Genomic DNA, 15320 nt, shown 5'->3' on the forward strand with positions numbered 1-15320 from the left:
GCAGGCATGGAAACCCCACCACACAAAAGTCATTTTATGCTGCAGGTACAAATAATCCGATTATTGTAAGAATGTTTACCAGAATTCCTACCAGGATTGCCGCCATTGGGCCAACTGCCATACGAACAACAGGTCTACCGGCGATATCATTTAAGATATACAGCCCTAGAACGATGAAGAAGCCGATTCCGGGAGCCATGGCATTGGCAGCGTTCATACCTCCAACTAAAAGAGCAACTTCCAAAAGCTTAGACATGGCATTACGGATATTGTCTCCTGACTTTCTTATGCCTGGAAATTTATCTAGAAACTTGGATATTTGATCAAGGAATAATACCTCTGCACCTATAACCAGTGCCCCAACAACTGCTGCAATCAATGGATTTCTAATAAATAATCCTACTGCAAATACGAAAGTCATCCCTGCTGGTGCATATACGCCTGTTGCTATAGCGGTAGAAGCAATTAATGGAATAAAACCTATTCCTCTTGCCAATGCAGCTACACCTGCATCAATGTGCTTGCCTTCTGCCAACAAATTTAGAGATATTGGATCTCCGGCCATAAGGCTTAGCGCTGTAGCTGCAGAAATCAAACCACCTATCACCATAAAGTAGGGAATGTTTTTCTTTATTCGTTTTACTCTTTCTGCAAACACAGAGACTAGATCTATTGTTTCTTCTTCTGATTTTTCTTTCATGGCATAGATAATCAAAATAATCATACCTACAATCAGTGCAGTACCCTCCGGATTAATGTTGACTGTAATGGTTCCCAGCTGTACTGGGCTAAATATAATCGCCAGCTGTCTTGCTAAAACAGAAAATACTAAATTAATCAAACCTTTTTTCGCGCTGTATTGATATCCGGTAGCAAGGGCCGGGAATGCGGCAAAGGCAATCACTACCGGGCTGCCCACCTGCCCCAGACTTCCCATAAAATTCACAGGGAGTAATTCAAAGGCTTTTACTACACTTTCCAATCCTAATAAAATTCCGGCACCATAAAGTGCTCCTATAATACCTGCAACAGCTATTCCCTTTTTCCCATCCGGTGAAGAGTTCCCTATAATATCTGTCCCTAACAAAATACAATGAATTAAAATAATACTTGCAGTTAATGAGAAAGGTATACCAAAACCGATAACTAAACCGAAACTCATTGCAAAAGAAGTCGCTGCAATTTCTTTTCTTGTCATTCTCCCTTCTATATGTTCCGGCATTATGGGGCGCAGTCCATCGTTAAAAACGGCAATCCCTTTATTCGCCATAATGGCGGCTAAAGCCCCAATCAACATAATCAGTAGGATATTCATTGTTTTTCCCCCTTTTAAGTTTTTATTTTTTCAAAATTTCCTTAACAATTGCAGAGACCGCTTTTTCATAGTGATCCCCGGTAAAACCAAAAGCTATTTTTCCTTCTGCTACAGCTTTTATAATCTCTTCTTCCTTTGGTGCTTTTCCAGGCATAGAAACCGTAGCGCATTTATCTCTTGTAAGTAGGGCTATGGCCATGCTTAAAGCGCCTCCTCCACCGGTGTGACAAGCCCCCAAATAATAGTCCGCTTTACCCGCCTTCATATCACTGGCAGCTTGCAAATCGCCTTTTATCTGTACTTCTACTTTATCACCACCTATTTCTTTTACTAAATCTGCGATCTTTTGCTTTTCAACTTGCCCGCCAATTACAAATTTAATCACCCTTTTCTCCTCCTTCATTCTGTAATTTTGAAAGTATTGTACATGCGTGTGCAGCAATAAACCCTTTTTCTGAATCCGGTATCTTAATGCTTAACTGTTCTTCAAGACGTTTATAAAATTTAGGGAGTTCATCATAAAGTTTGCTTTGTTTAACCTCATCTAAAACCAGTTCATCGATCGCATTGATTTCTTCTCCATTTTTTATTCTGGTCAATGCGATCGCTAAATGGGTTATTAACATAGAACCATTTTCTTCGGTCAGTATCAGAGCGTATTTTTTTTCAAATTCCTGTGCAAAATCTATGACAGCAATCTTTATTTCGGGACTTATTTGATCTGATTCCTCTAAGATATCCAGTCTTTGCTTTAGTAAGTCATCCATTTTATCACCTCCGATTCAATATACATTTTTTTGTACATTCAAGCTAAAAAAAGAGCTCCTTTTCTAGTAAGTCGGAATCATTTCGTTCCGAATCACTTTCTGCTGAATATTCTCTACTTCATTCATATTAATAAACTTCTTTAAAATATGTCCAAATTCTTTATTTTCTTTATTTACTACGATCGTCGCGATGGTATCTTCTTTGCTATTTTGTTTGGATATGAGATTTTTTAAAGGACAAATATTATATTCAAGATTCTTTTCTTTGATCTCATCGATATTCCAAATAGCAGCATCTACTTCATTATTTTTCATCTTTTGAAGTATCTGATTATAGGGCGTATTAATATACGTCACATCTATCCCTTCACATTCACTGGAAGTTAATATAATCTGGTCAATGGATGTAGAGTCTAATGCTACCCGCATGCCACGCTTGATCTTGTCTTGTTGATGATCCCTAAAGATGATCACATGATTTCCTACATAACTTTCTTCACTAAATTCATGTACAATTTCTATATCCGATGATTTTTCCATCTCTAAATTAGCTGCTAATTTGGAAACAATGGCAAAGTTATATTTCCCCAAATTCAAAGCCTCGATTCTTTTCGAAGCACCCCTCATAAAAGCTAGACTAAAGGGTATGCTGCTTTGCTCAAAGGTCTTATAAAGTCCGGTAGCAAGCCCTTCATATCTCTTTGAATAGGGTAGGGGCATTACCGCCATGATCACGCCAAAATCGGATATCTCCCATAATTTTTTATAATCTATTTTTACAATATAGGTTCCTAAATGCCCCCTTGATTCTAAGCCGATTCCTTTTATCTCTTGAAGAAACTTCAAGGCGGATTGAACGGTTCCTCTAGCCGTATTAAAGTTTTCCGTATACTGACTGACCGTACCTATCCTGTCGCCTTCACCATAAGTGAGGAATTCCCGGGCAAGAAGTGTAATGATAATTCCGTTTTTGGACATTAGCTTCTTTTTAAAATCATCCATATTTTTATCCTCTCGCAATGTACATTATTTTGTATATTGTAATTTGATTATAGCATAAAAAATTAAACTTTAAAACTGAAAATTCTATTTTTTATTTCATTTTTGATAAAAATCCACAGCTGCAGCTGGTTCAGGTTTTCCTAGATAAAGTTTTTAAAAAACTTCTATATAAAAAACTTCAAAAACATAATTACGTTGTTTTTTTGTAAACAATTCTTAACTTTCTTTCATGATATTTATGATACGATGAGAATAAATGGTAAGGTGTGAGCGCCTTTCAATAGATTAAAGGGGGATAACTATGTTTATTAAGGATCAAAAAAATGCTGTATGGATGGTCGTATCGCTTATTCTGGCACTGGGGATTGTTGTTTCATCCTATATTTTGACCTCCGGAATCAAAGAAATCAAAGGCTCTACAAATTCATTGTCGGTAAAAGGTTCTGCAAAGAAGCAAATTACATCTGATTTAGCCGTCTGGACTGGCTCCTTCAGTTTGCAGTCTTCAAGTCTTTCTGAGGCATATCAAAACTTAAAGGATAGTGAGAAAAAAGTAAGAACCTATTTAGTAAAGCAGGGAATTAAAGAGCAAGACATCATATTTTCTTCTATATCCACCAATACCAATCATGTGATGCTGCCGAACGGGATGTACTCTAACCAAATCGAAAGTTACAGGCTCTATCAGAGTGTAGAGATTCGATCTAATGATATTGATAAGATAACAGAAATTTCAAGAAATGCTACAGATTTAATTAATGAAGGTGTAGAGTTCCAGTCTAACACGCCTCAATATTTTTATACAAAACTGTCAGAGTTAAAAATAGATATGATTGAGCTTGCAACCAAAGATGCCAAAGCCAGGGCAGAAAAGATGCTCGGAGCCACAGGGAACCGGGTTGGCACGCTAAAATCAGCATATGTAGGTATTTTCCAAATAACACCCCTATATTCCGATGAAATTTCCGATTATGGGATGAATGATACAACCTCCATTGAGAAGGAAATCACATCGGTAGTGACCTGTGAATTTGAAGTACAATAGGTACTGCAGAAAGCCTTGAATCGTTGCTTATTCAGGGTTTTTTGATGCCTTTTCCCGATAGACTTTTAATACCGTGAATATACTTTCTGCCGGCAGGGGAATTATATTCCCTACAGCCCTTTATTGATTTTATGAATACTGTCTATCGCATATTTTACTTCTTCTATTGTATTGTAATGGCTAAAGCTAAACCGTACTGTACCCTGGGGGAAAGTTCCCAAGGTTTTATGAGCTGATGGCGCACAGTGCAAACCACACCGGGTCATAATGCCATACTCTTTGTCCAGAAGATAAGCGACTTCTCCATTGTCCCCTTTTGTAAAATCAATAGAAACCACTGCTGTCCGGCCTTGTGCTCCAGGCAGCCCTGCTAATCTTATACCTCTCATATTCAATATTCCTTCAATAAACTGCTGTGTGATCCGCAGTTCCTCGTCTCTTATACTTTTAATTCCTGTTTTCATAAGATATGTAAGTGCTGCATGCAGTCCAAAGATTCCAGGAAGGTTCATGGTTCCCGGTTCAAACTTATCCGGCAAATAATCCGGTTGGAATTCAGACTCCGAGGCGCTCCCAGTACCGCCGCATATGAGGGAATCCATCTTTTTCGCTAATGGATTGCTGATAACAAATCCGCCAATCCCCTGTGGCCCTAACAATCCTTTGTGTCCTGTGAATGCAACTGCATCTGCATTCATTTCTCTAAAATCTATCTCATAGATCCCTGCAGTTTGTGCACTATCTACTATAAAATTGAGATTATATGCCTTGCATAGCTTACCTATCTCATAAATGGGAAGGATTGTCCCGCATACATTAGAGGCATGGGTCATAATAACAGCTTTTGTATTTGGCTTTATATGCTGCTTAATATCCTCAACATCCAACCTTCCAAAGCGGTCGCATTGTACCTTGGAAAACTCTATTCTTTGACTGCACAGTTGTGATAGTGGTCTCATCACTGCATTATGTTCCATAGAGGACAGGATACAGTGATCTCCTGCCTGCAGTATACCTTTTATAAGATAATTCATACTTTGGGTTATATTCATGGTAAAAACCACATTATCCGGATTATCGAAATTAAAAAGTCTGCAAATCATTTCTCTGACCTCAAGCACCACTTCACCAGCTGAGAACGCGCTGCTGTAAGTCCCTCTCTTTACGTTAATTCCTACATTATCTATATAGTTCTTTACTGCGGCACCTACCCCTGGGGCCTTCGGAAACGTAGTTGCTGCATTATCCATATAAATGTTATGCATCACATCTCTCTCCAATCTATATGTACTTCCACTTTAATTTCATTATACAGGACGGAGGGATAGGAGATTATAGATATTTTCTATGGGAATCTTTACCATCATTTTTTCTGTCAATTATACATCCTCTATCATTGATAATATAATATCCATGAGATCATTATTCATTACTAAGGAGGGTTAAAATGAAAGACAAGAAAGGTATTATTTCTACGGGTGCCGTCATTGGTCTTATATCTGTTCTCCTTGTTAAATACGGCAATCCGGCAAACATGGGCTACTGTATAGCTTGCTTTTTGAGAGATATCTCAGGCGCCCTAGGTCTCCACAGAGCTGCAGTAGTACAATACATACGACCAGAAATCATTGGTCTGGTACTGGGCGCTTTTCTAATGTCCTTCGGCATGAAAGAATTTAGGACAAGAGGCGGCTCTTCCCCGTTTTTAAGATTTGTCCTTGGCTTTATCGTTATGATCGGGGCTCTCATGTTCCTCGGATGTCCACTCAGAATGGTACTTCGAATGGCCGGTGGAGATGCAAACGCTTTGGTCGGTCTCCTTGGCTTTGCTGGGGGTATCGGGGTAGGCATATTGTTCCTAAACAAAGGTTTCAGCCTGAAAAGAACTTATACCCTTACAAGCTTTGAAGGTTTCGTATTTCCTTCTCTTAATCTGGGACTTCTTGCACTGCTCCTTGCTGCACCTGCATTTATATTTTTCAGTACAGAAGGCCCTGGGTCAAAGCATGCCCCGTGGCTATTGGCCCTTATATCCGGTCTTATTGTTGGCGCCTTAGCCCAAAGAACAAGACTTTGTATGGTAGGCGGAATTAGAGATTTAATTCTTTTTAAAGATGCTTATCTGATATCGGGATTTATATCCATATTTGCAGCTGCTTTAATCGGCAACCTGCTAATAACCAAATCCTTCCATCTTGGCTTTTCTGGTCAGCCGGTAGCCCATATGGACGGTCTTTGGAACTTCCTGGGCATGGCGTTGGCCGGATGGGGTTCTGTACTGCTGGGCGGCTGCCCCCTTCGTCAGCTGATACTCGCCGGAGAAGGAAATATTGACTCTGCAATAACAGCTATGGGCATGCTCACCGGTGCAGCTTTTGCGCATAACTTCAGCCTTGCCGCATCTGCAAACGGGCCTGCACCGAATGGTAAAATTGCTGTAATAACAGGTTTGATCATACTGCTGGTTGTTTCTTATTTCAATATGGAAAAAGAAGCTATAAAAATGAAAGGAGATGTAAAGCTTGAAGCTTAAAACCATTGATGCACGAGGAAGATCATGTCCTGAACCTGTGCTTATGACTAAAAAAGCTGTAGCTTTAAATTCAGAAGGGATACAGGTCTTAGTAGATAATACTACTGCCTGTGAGAACATTAAACGGTTCGGAAGTCATTCAGGCTATAAAGTAGAAGTTGCTGAAAAAGGTGAGGATTTTGTCCTTACCCTGAAAAAATAATTATGGAATATTTAGCAACTTTTTTTACCCACTCAGGAGCCATAAAATATCAGAAATTACTTAGAAACCAAGGCTGCTCCGTCGACTTAATGCCGGTACCCCGAAAGGTAAGCTCTAACTGTGGTATCGCCGCAAAATTCAGCTATGAAAATAAGATCCGGACAATCATTAGCGATGATATCGAATCCCTTTATATCGTGGAAGAAAAAGCGTACAAACTGCTATATAAAGCTGGCGAAGAATAATCTTCGCCCGTTTGCTTTTTCCAAGAGATAAAAAATTTTATCCTGTTTCTATAAAATATATTACAAATAATACAGAAAAAACTACCTGTAGATGTAAACAGGTAGTTTTTCATACAGCCTTCAGCTGGTTGTTATTTAGCTTTTATAAACATTTGTGTAAACCTATAGCTGTTAGAATTTCCTGAATCCTTTGCTATTCCTATACCGATATGCGTATAATTGGGATTTAAGATATTGTTTCGGTGTCCTTCAGAGCCCATGAAAGCGGTATGTGCTTTCGCAACGCTGCTGTTGATAGCAATATTTTCCCCTGCAGTACTATAGCTGATTCCAAAGGTCTTCATCATATCAAAAGGACTTCCATAGGTAGGTGAAGTATGAGAAAAATATTTGTTTCTTACCATATCTTCAGACTTTTCCTGTGCAACAGATATTAATTTGTCATGAAGCTGTAGTGGTGCAGCCCCTACTTTTGCTCTCTCAGCATTGATCAACTCCAGCATCTCGTATACACCAGCCTGGTATTTTCCTGTTTCTGCCGGTTGTTGCGGTGCTGGTGTCGGTGCTGGCTGTGGTTCCGGTTTTGGCTGCGGTGCCGGTGCTGGTTGTGGTGCCGGCTTCACTTCTTTTTCTTCTGCCGGAGCAGGCACAGACTTATTCGGATTCGTTTTTATGTATGTCTTGTACCAAGCAGTTACGTCTTTAACATTACAGGACTTATTTAGTGTTGCATTGGTCAGTGAAACTTTGTTTTGCTCCTTGCCATTTACATAAACTTTGTACTGTACTTCTGCATTTGCCATTGAACTGAATGGAACCATCAGAAGTGTTGATGCCAATACTACCGATAATCCTTTTTTCATCTTCTTCATTCATATCCATCTCCTTTTCCTTTATCACAACTCGTACAGTAGCGGCCATAAGGCTATCGGATACGCCTTATAGCATTCATTATACAATGATATATGAGTTTATAGGCGATGTAATATATGGAATATCAGTAGATGCTTTCCTCTAACGGGTTTTTGAGTTAAATTTTGAATTTTTGTATCATATGATTTAAGGTTCCGGCCAGTTCTGCTTGTTTTTGAGATACCTTAGCAACCTCTTCCAATGCATCTGCAACTTCAGACACATTGCTTGATATCTCCTGAGTACCGGCAGTCGTTTGTTCAGAAGTGGCTGATACAGATTCAATCGCTACATTGATCTGATTGACGGCTTCTGCAATGCTTTGTGCATTTTGATCAAATTCGAAAATGAGACGATTCATATATTCTGCATCTTTTTTATATTGAATTCCTGTGTCTACAAGGGTTTCATAATCCTTATGTACCTTCTCGTCAATGAACTGCAGAATATCGTTGGAATTTCTGGATAGATTATTGAAAGCACCATAAACATGTTTTATCGTTTCCTGGATATTTGAAACAGCTTTAGAAGATTCCTCTGCTAATTTTCTTACCTCATCTGCAACAACAGCAAATCCCCTCCCGTGTTCCCCTGCTCTGGCTGCTTCGATAGCTGCATTGAGCGCAAGAAGATTCACCTGATCTGAAATAGCTGATATGGCTGTGGCCATGGTTTCGATTTCTCCAACGACCTTTCCTGCCTCAATTGCTTGGAGGATACTTCTTTGTTTTTCTTTATATATGTCCTGTGCTACTTGTCGGGATTGCTCTGCACTTTCTTTCATCCCTTCAGCCCGTTTGCTAATCTCAATAGATTCAAAATTGCCCTCCTTTGCCCTCACTGCCAATCGGTTTACGGCTGCAGCCACTTCTTGTCCTGATGCATTTACTTCTTCAAGTGAAGCGCTGGTATCTTCTGTGCCCTTTGAAATTCCTTGTGTTGCAGCATCAATGTTATGGGCTTGGGCCAATACTTCTTCAATGGTCGCAGAGAGTTCCTGACTGGAAGTATTCATATGTGCTGCATTGTTTACAATTTCTTTTATCAGATTTTGTGTATTCTGTACAGCTCTATTTAATGCCCTGACCAAAGTCCCTATTTCATCCTCTGTATGTACATCCATTTGCCTTGTTAAATCGCCGTTTCCAAATCCTTCTGCAAATTCTATGACTTTTCTTAATCCATTGGTGATAATCTTCGTTAGTATGATTCCCATAGACAAGGCAAAGACAATAGCTATGGCTAAATAAATCAGCGTATCCTGAACAGTTTTAGCATATGCTTTCTTGTTCTCCTTCATTACGTCTTCCATAAGCTGCTTATTTAGATCTACCAATTGTTGTAATGCTTGCTGTATACTATTTTCCCATATTGTAAGGTTATCAAATTCGACCATGGCTTCATCCATTTTGTTTTCTTTTATAAACCTTAAATATTTGTCCTGTGCCATTCTATAGGAAGCAAGTTTGCTGTTGAAAGATTCTATCATCAGCTTTTCTTCCTCTGTCATATAGGTATCGGTATAGGATTTCATCAGTTCATCATTGCTGTTTCTTGCAAGCGTCACAAGCTTCTCAACTTCCGAAACGGATAATGTATTATTAGGCATCATCAGAAAAGATAGATTTAACCGGACAGATAATACATTCTTCTGTACATCGCTAATCTGCTCTAAAGGAATAACTCTATCTGTATACATAGATTCAATACGGGCATCCGTATCTTTCAAGCTTTTGATTCCTATCCATCCAAGGCTTCCCATAAGAAGAATCCCTATTAGAAAAGCAGAAATCAACTTCGTACCGATTTTTAAATTTGACAGCCATTTCATTTGTACGCAGCCCCCCCTCACAAATTCATAGTACTTATATAGATAAGGATAATTATACCATTATTATGTAATCATTACATTATTTGCGTACAAGTTTTTGGCTACTTTCTATAATTTCACCTACTGTTGAAGCTTTATCCACGCCAAAGGAAGTGTCACCCTATAAAAATCACTTTAATATTTCTAACAATTTGTCTTGCGGTAGTGCATGTACCTGTCTTTGTTTCTGTCCTTGCAGGGTCTCTGCCATACACATCGAATTAATGATTGCTTCTTCAACAGCTTCAATCGCGCCTTCAAAAATAACATCCAGTTGCTCTGACGGAAACATATTTATAGGATAAATTGCTTCATGACCATAAGCGTAACAATTTCCGGTAGAAAAAGTAATAAAAAAATCGCCGCTGCCTTCTTCCCCAATACCTCCTAACTTTGCCATTGCTAACGCTGCCCTTTTTGATACTCTTTTACACTGTAAAGGGATTAAAGGAGCATCTGTTACTAACGTGACTAATAATGAGCCATCATTTTCCGGAGTATCCCAGGGTAAGGGAACTTCCTGCTCATTTATTATTTCCCCAACCATTTGATTCGCGATAACAAGATCCTGTCTTCTTCCAAAATTTGTTTGAACCAGTGCTCCAATCGTAAAGCTTCCACAGTCACATTCAACGATTCTGGAAGCAGTCCCTATACCTCCTTTAAACTCAAAACAAATCATTCCTGTTCCGCCGCCAACATTACCTTCTTCAACAACTCCAGATTTAGCACCCCGTATTGCTTCCTCCATGTCCTCATATTTTATTGTGGTTTTTTCCAGATCACTTAACCATCCGTCCCAGGTTTCAGCTACAATCCCATTGGAAAATGGTTCAAGATTATCAATTCTTCTCGTTGCTAACGAAAGATAATGATGTGCTAATCCTAGTAAATGGCTGCCTGTAAAAACAATTGGTGTTACCAGGGTCCCCGTTTCATCAATCCAATGGGTGCCTGTAAATTCTCCTGTTCCATTAAAGGCAAAAATTCCTGCGGGAAAATGACATTCTTGCAGTTTTCCGTTATTCGGCATAATTACTGTAAGTCCTGAACAAACATCTTTATCTATAATGGTTTTATGTCCTACAACAATTCCTTCCACGTCTGTAATTGCATTCAATTTTCCTGTTTTTAATTTACCAATCGTTATGCCTAATTCTCTTAATCTTTTTCTCTGCATAATAATCTCCTATCTTAGTAAGTATTTAACTAAATCCTGCTTGATGAAAAAATGGCACATTTCCAAACTGCTGAAAAAGTCCAAATCCGGGTTAATTTGACTTGTTTAAGAACCCTGTAATTTCATCTGTTCCAGTGAGGGCAGGTCTATCTGCGTTATTTATTTTTTCCCATAATCTTATCAAACCGACTATCCATACAAACACTGATATCTGTTGTAACAAATTTCCCTTCATGGAAAAGACTAAAAATCGTGGCCGGTGAAGGGGCCGATTGCGCTTGTTCCATACTTTCCAGCTTAATGATCTTTAAAGAAAGACCTCGCTTTGCTGCTGTTTCAACCAGTGAATTTTTAACATGATACTCGGAATAAGGGCAGCGGTTAGAATAATATACAACGTAGCCATTTTTCTCTGGACACTCCCCTGTTTTTACCGATTCGTTAAAAACAGGCGATATTCCTTTGCGGTTCATATTTTTGACCAGAAGGCTAAATCCAGAAGGTATGCTTTCACATATTTCAAACCCCTGTCTCAGCAGCCATTTGCCATCACTCATAAAGTGGTATTTCTGTGTACCCACAACGGTTACCAAACCATCTTTTCCCTGTGCGGCAGCATCATCCATCGCCTGTTGCAATAGTGCCTTACCATGACCATTTTCTTTATATTTTCCTGAAACCCAGAAGCAGTTCACCATTATATAGTTGGGCGCTGCTACAGGAACCCACGCCTTTTCAGCAGGTCCATACTCGATGAATACTTTTGCCCGTTCGTCCAGCTTTCTGAAAATATATCCATTATCGAATGCTCTTCTCAGCCATTTTTTTTTTAGTTCATAGCCCTCTGAACATTTTTTATCGGAAAAAGCACAGCAAATATGCTCAGAATCAATGTTGCTCTTATTCAAAGTTATATATTGCATTTTTTCACCTCTTTTTTGAATCTTAAAAGTGCACAGAAATGCTCTATAAATTTCAAGACTTCTATAGGAATTATTTATAGCCCTATTATATCATTGATAATATGACAACATGCTGTCATATTATCAATGATATAATAGAAAAAGTTCTCCCAACCCCTCCGTCTGAGAGAACCTGAAATATATCTTAAATTTATTTGTGCTTTTTTCTCAGAAAAATAAGCCATCAGAACCGGCTTTGCCTTTATGTTTTATACTAAATGTAAAAGTTAGTTAATCTCTTTAATCGAATATATATCTGAAAGCTCAACAGTGATTTTTTGTATAATTGAATAATCATTCAAAGCATACTCTATCTCTGTTTTATCATTATTTGTTGAAATCACCTTGCATGGCAGTTCAACAATAAATTCACTTCCAAATCCTACTTTACTTTTTACATATATTTTGCCTCCAAGCACTTCCACAAAAGCTTTTGTTAGAGATAATCCAATGCCGCTGCCTTCGTACTTTCTTGTAAGCAGTTGGTCTGCCTGTTTATACCGCTCAAATATCGTTTTCTGTTTGTCTTCAGGAATACCAATCCCGCTATCCTTAACGGAAATCACAACTTTTTTACCTTTATCTATCAAGCTTACCTGTATCGTGCCATTAGCGTCTGTAAACTTAATTGCATTTGAAAGAAGATTAAGCATAATTCTTTCGATGATATCAATATCACAAGCAATAATCTTTTTATTTACATTTGAAACATAACTAAGTTCAATCCTTCTATCTTTCACATAATCCATTACCGACAGCGTTATTATTTCAACAATGTTTACAATATCGTAATTTCCCAAGTTTAACTCATAAAAATTTGCGTCAATTTTTGTTGTGTCGATAAGGTTATTTACGAGTCGCAGCAATCTGAAACAATTTTGCTTCATTGATTTTAAATGGTGAAAGTATTTATCACTTTCTAAAGATGGATTTCCTTTTAAATATAGGTCGAACAATTGTATTGCACTCAAGATAACATTAAGGGGCGTCCTTAGTTCATGAGACATATTTGCAATGTATTCACTTTTTGCGCTATTGGCATACTCCGCTTCTTCCTTTGCCTTTTTTAATTTTTCAGCCATTGCCTTATGTTCTGTGATATCACGATAAACTCCTAAAATTCTATAAATTTTTCCTGTATCATCCTGAATCGGTATAAGCGTTGTATAAACATATATAATTCCTGCTGGCATGTTCAGGCACTCTTCATAGCTTTGCATGGTTCCTAATTCAATACACTTTCTATAATTGTTACTTAGAAGTTCTGCAGAATCCTTAGGAAAAACATCTTCTATATATTTGCCTGAAACATCTGCAGTTTTCATCCTCAGCCTCTTTTCAATAGAAGGATTGATGGCTACAATTTTGAAACGGTCATTTGAAATAGCATCCATAAGCAGAACCCCATTAGAGGTATTTTCAAAGACTTCTCGGTAACGCTGTTCACTTTGCCTTAATGCCTCTTCTACCCTTTTACGTTCTGCTACCTCCTCCTGCAGTTTAATCGTTCGTTCTCTAACTCTATTTTCAAGCAAATCATTTGTTTTACGAAGCTCATCTTCTGCTTTTTTCCGCTTCGTTACATCCACTAGACTAAAAACAAGTCCCGTAACCGTGTCATGGGTGTTTTTCACAGGAATTAAATCCCAATCCCAATAGGTAATCCCTATCTCAGGGAACTCCTTGTACTCAAAGGGCTTTGCATAAAACGAAACGGGCTGGCCGGTTTCAATTACACGGCGGAAAATTACTTCATTATCAGCATATGGATAAAGAGCAAAATGATTTTTTCCTATGTAAAATTCAGGAGGATGATTACCTGCATCGGCATACCGCTTATTCACACGAATAAAGTTGAAGTCCTTATCAAGATAAGCGATCATAGCACTTTTTGTATCAAAAATACTCTCTAAAGTGTTCTTGACATCATATAATTCAGTTTCATTATTTTTATGTTTAGTTATATCCTGTACGATGCCTATATATTGATAAGGTATTCCTGCAGTATCATAATTAAATGATAAAATAAAACTTAACCATATAATAGAATGATCTTTTCGTATAATCTTCTTCTCAAAAGAATAATGTGCTTTTCCCTGATCAAATAACAGGTCTTCAGATATTCTATCGATATTTTCTACGAAATAGATATCTTCTATGGCCATATTAATAAGCTCTTCTTCTGTATATCCTACGATTTCACTGAACTTTTTATTTACCTTAAGAAACTTTCCGGCTAGTGTGGAAGTATACACACCGATTTCCGGATGATCAAAAAGTGATTTTAAAGCGGAGTCTTCAAAAGTGTAATCAAGCCTGTTGTTATCAGTCATCTTTTCACAATCCCCCCTAAATATGTAATATCTATAAATTCCTGAGATTTTTTTGTTGAAATTGAAAATTGAAATAAATTTTTTTTCATTATCATGCCTCCATCGAACATTCCCTTTATTCTTGGATTTTTATACTATTGGATCTCTATGACTTGATCCGGTTTACATAGGGTTTCTTTTCAAAACTACTGTGAATTTAGATTTTTTCATCCACATGAACAGTATTTCTAGCCCTCGACCCTCATCCATATTAATCCTCCCATTGCCTTCTGTTTTAATATAAGTTTTTAGACTATTCGACTTATGATATGTAATAACCTTCCATAAAGTAGAAAGATATGGATAGGTTTTAATTGCAGGACTAGGAGATACTTCGTTTGCCGTGTTCAATCCTTTTTAATGAAAAGGCAAACGAAGTGTTTCCTCGCCTTAAAAATCATTAAAAGAAAAAGGTGATTGCTAACATCACCTTTAAATCCAGTCATATTAATTATTTGAATGGTTTCAATGAATACAGCCCAATTGTAACTGTGGTGGGTTGGTAAAGTTGATTTTACTTTTTATAGTTTAATGAAAATATGCTGTTATATCTGAAACATTAGCAAATTGGAAGGTTTTGATGCAGTAAATCAGCTTGATGCTAAGTTCTTGAAAGTGGTCCTCGTTAAAATAGCCATTTACAATACTACTTTTATAAAGAATAGGTTTAAATATATCTAAAAAAGCACCGATTGCTTCATGATTTCCACCTTTCGCTTGGTCAAAAAGATCTCTCATCGAAGTATCACTCATAGGAGGACCTCCTTTACTGACTAGCCTTCACAAGGCTTTCAACTACCTGAATGAGGGTTTTGTTCAACTCATCCAGCTTCTTTTCTATCCGGATTAAAAGAAAGGCTGTTACGGCTATGGGGAAGCCTAAATTTGAAATACAGTCATTAAATATTTCCATGC

The 15320-nt window shown here is 37.8% G+C and carries 16 protein-coding genes; 4 read left to right on the plus strand and 12 right to left on the minus strand.

Annotated elements, in window-relative coordinates; genetic code table 11:
* Positions 1–34: 34 nt before the first annotated feature.
* The 4 genes from Gferi_RS12625 to yhfZ all read right to left on the minus strand — a co-directional run bounded on the left by Gferi_RS12625 (position 35) and on the right by yhfZ (position 3084).
* A complete protein-coding gene (locus Gferi_RS12625; protein WP_069977034.1) occupies positions 35–1315 on the minus strand; it encodes a YhfT family protein in 1281 nt (426 codons plus the stop codon).
* Between the two features lie 22 nt (positions 1316–1337).
* Positions 1338–1700, minus strand: a complete 363-nt coding sequence (locus tag Gferi_RS12630; RefSeq protein WP_069977035.1) for a DUF2620 domain-containing protein — start codon at positions 1698–1700, stop codon at positions 1338–1340.
* Entirely contained in the window at positions 1693–2082 is a 390-nt protein-coding gene (locus Gferi_RS12635) for a PRD domain-containing protein (protein ID WP_069977036.1), read from the minus strand. The genes Gferi_RS12630 and Gferi_RS12635 overlap by 8 nt, the downstream gene beginning before the upstream one ends.
* Before the next feature lie 63 nt (positions 2083–2145).
* Positions 2146–3084 (minus strand): GntR family transcriptional regulator YhfZ, encoded by a 939-nt coding sequence (gene yhfZ, locus Gferi_RS12640; RefSeq protein ID WP_069977037.1) that lies wholly within the window; start codon positions 3082–3084, stop codon positions 2146–2148.
* 301 nt (positions 3085–3385) lie between these two features.
* Here yhfZ and Gferi_RS12645 point away from each other — a divergent pair, with 301 nt between their 5' ends.
* Positions 3386–4129, plus strand: a complete 744-nt coding sequence (locus tag Gferi_RS12645; protein ID WP_069977038.1) for an SIMPL domain-containing protein — start codon at positions 3386–3388, stop codon at positions 4127–4129.
* 110 nt (positions 4130–4239) lie between these two features.
* Here the strand turns inward: Gferi_RS12645 and Gferi_RS12650 are convergent, their stop codons facing one another.
* Positions 4240–5394 (minus strand): aminotransferase class V-fold PLP-dependent enzyme, encoded by a 1155-nt coding sequence (locus tag Gferi_RS12650; RefSeq protein WP_069977040.1) that lies wholly within the window; start codon positions 5392–5394, stop codon positions 4240–4242.
* 182 nt (positions 5395–5576) lie between these two features.
* Between Gferi_RS12650 and yedE the strand changes: the two genes are divergently transcribed.
* From yedE to Gferi_RS12665, 3 genes are read left to right on the plus strand one after another with little or no spacing between them, the layout of a single operon-like run.
* Entirely contained in the window at positions 5577–6662 is a 1086-nt protein-coding gene (gene yedE / locus Gferi_RS12655) for a YedE family putative selenium transporter (RefSeq protein WP_069977042.1), read from the plus strand.
* Positions 6652–6864: a sulfurtransferase TusA family protein gene (locus Gferi_RS12660; RefSeq protein WP_069977044.1), complete on the plus strand. Its 213-nt coding sequence runs from the start codon at positions 6652–6654 to the stop codon at positions 6862–6864. The genes yedE and Gferi_RS12660 overlap by 11 nt, the downstream gene beginning before the upstream one ends.
* 2 nt (positions 6865–6866) lie before the next feature.
* Positions 6867–7109, plus strand: a complete 243-nt coding sequence (locus Gferi_RS12665) for a DUF3343 domain-containing protein (protein ID WP_069977046.1) — start codon at positions 6867–6869, stop codon at positions 7107–7109.
* Between the two features lie 131 nt (positions 7110–7240).
* Here Gferi_RS12665 and Gferi_RS12670 read toward each other — a convergent pair whose 3' ends face one another.
* The 7 genes from Gferi_RS12670 to Gferi_RS27615 form a co-directional block, all read right to left on the minus strand.
* Positions 7241–7981: a CAP domain-containing protein gene (locus Gferi_RS12670; RefSeq protein WP_069977048.1), complete on the minus strand. Its 741-nt coding sequence runs from the start codon at positions 7979–7981 to the stop codon at positions 7241–7243.
* Positions 7982–8139: 158 nt separating this feature from the next.
* Positions 8140–9852, minus strand: coding sequence for a methyl-accepting chemotaxis protein (locus tag Gferi_RS12675; RefSeq protein ID WP_069977050.1), 1713 nt, complete (start codon positions 9850–9852; stop codon positions 8140–8142).
* Between the two features lie 169 nt (positions 9853–10021).
* Positions 10022–11071 (minus strand): P1 family peptidase, encoded by a 1050-nt coding sequence (locus tag Gferi_RS12680; RefSeq protein WP_069977055.1) that lies wholly within the window; start codon positions 11069–11071, stop codon positions 10022–10024.
* Positions 11072–11226: 155 nt separating this feature from the next.
* The gene (locus tag Gferi_RS12685) at positions 11227–11994 is read right to left on the minus strand and encodes a GNAT family N-acetyltransferase (RefSeq protein ID WP_069977057.1); all 768 of its coding nucleotides are present in this window, start codon (positions 11992–11994) and stop codon (positions 11227–11229) included.
* A gap of 266 nt (positions 11995–12260) precedes the next feature.
* Entirely contained in the window at positions 12261–14366 is a 2106-nt protein-coding gene (locus tag Gferi_RS12690; RefSeq protein ID WP_069977059.1) for a sensor histidine kinase, read from the minus strand.
* Positions 14367–14933: 567 nt separating this feature from the next.
* Complete coding sequence (locus Gferi_RS12695; protein ID WP_236932728.1) at positions 14934–15158, minus strand: helix-turn-helix domain-containing protein; 225 nt, start codon at positions 15156–15158, stop codon at positions 14934–14936.
* Positions 15159–15171: 13 nt separating this feature from the next.
* Complete coding sequence (locus Gferi_RS27615) at positions 15172–15318, minus strand: YvrJ family protein (RefSeq protein ID WP_083273535.1); 147 nt, start codon at positions 15316–15318, stop codon at positions 15172–15174.
* Positions 15319–15320: the final 2 nt, after the last annotated feature.

The organism is Geosporobacter ferrireducens (genome assembly GCF_001750685.1).
GTDB classification, from domain to species: Bacteria; Bacillota; Clostridia; order Peptostreptococcales; family Thermotaleaceae; genus Geosporobacter; species Geosporobacter ferrireducens.

Excerpts from the sequence above, each read along its gene's own strand:
- Gferi_RS12625 (WP_069977034.1), bottom strand. The coding sequence starts at position 1,315 with ATGAATATCCTACTGATTATGTTGATTGGGGCTTTAGCCGCCATTATG.
- Gferi_RS12635 (WP_069977036.1), bottom strand. The coding sequence starts at position 2,082 with ATGGATGACTTACTAAAGCAAAGACTGGATATCTTAGAGGAATCAGAT.
- yhfZ (WP_069977037.1), bottom strand. The coding sequence starts at position 3,084 with ATGGATGATTTTAAAAAGAAGCTAATGTCCAAAAACGGAATTATCATT.
- Gferi_RS12645 (WP_069977038.1), top strand. The coding sequence starts at position 3,386 with ATGTTTATTAAGGATCAAAAAAATGCTGTATGGATGGTCGTATCGCTT.
- Gferi_RS12650 (WP_069977040.1), bottom strand. The coding sequence starts at position 5,394 with ATGCATAACATTTATATGGATAATGCAGCAACTACGTTTCCGAAGGCC.
- yedE (WP_069977042.1), top strand. The coding sequence starts at position 5,577 with ATGAAAGACAAGAAAGGTATTATTTCTACGGGTGCCGTCATTGGTCTT.
- Gferi_RS12665 (WP_069977046.1), top strand. The coding sequence starts at position 6,867 with ATGGAATATTTAGCAACTTTTTTTACCCACTCAGGAGCCATAAAATAT.
- Gferi_RS12670 (WP_069977048.1), bottom strand. The coding sequence starts at position 7,981 with ATGAAGAAGATGAAAAAAGGATTATCGGTAGTATTGGCATCAACACTT.
- Gferi_RS12675 (WP_069977050.1), bottom strand. The coding sequence starts at position 9,852 with ATGAAATGGCTGTCAAATTTAAAAATCGGTACGAAGTTGATTTCTGCT.
- Gferi_RS12680 (WP_069977055.1), bottom strand. The coding sequence starts at position 11,071 with ATGCAGAGAAAAAGATTAAGAGAATTAGGCATAACGATTGGTAAATTA.
- Gferi_RS12685 (WP_069977057.1), bottom strand. The coding sequence starts at position 11,994 with ATGCAATATATAACTTTGAATAAGAGCAACATTGATTCTGAGCATATT.
- Gferi_RS12690 (WP_069977059.1), bottom strand. The coding sequence starts at position 14,366 with ATGACTGATAACAACAGGCTTGATTACACTTTTGAAGACTCCGCTTTA.
- Gferi_RS12695 (WP_236932728.1), bottom strand. The coding sequence starts at position 15,158 with ATGAGTGATACTTCGATGAGAGATCTTTTTGACCAAGCGAAAGGTGGA.
- Gferi_RS27615 (WP_083273535.1), bottom strand. The coding sequence starts at position 15,318 with ATGGAAATATTTAATGACTGTATTTCAAATTTAGGCTTCCCCATAGCC.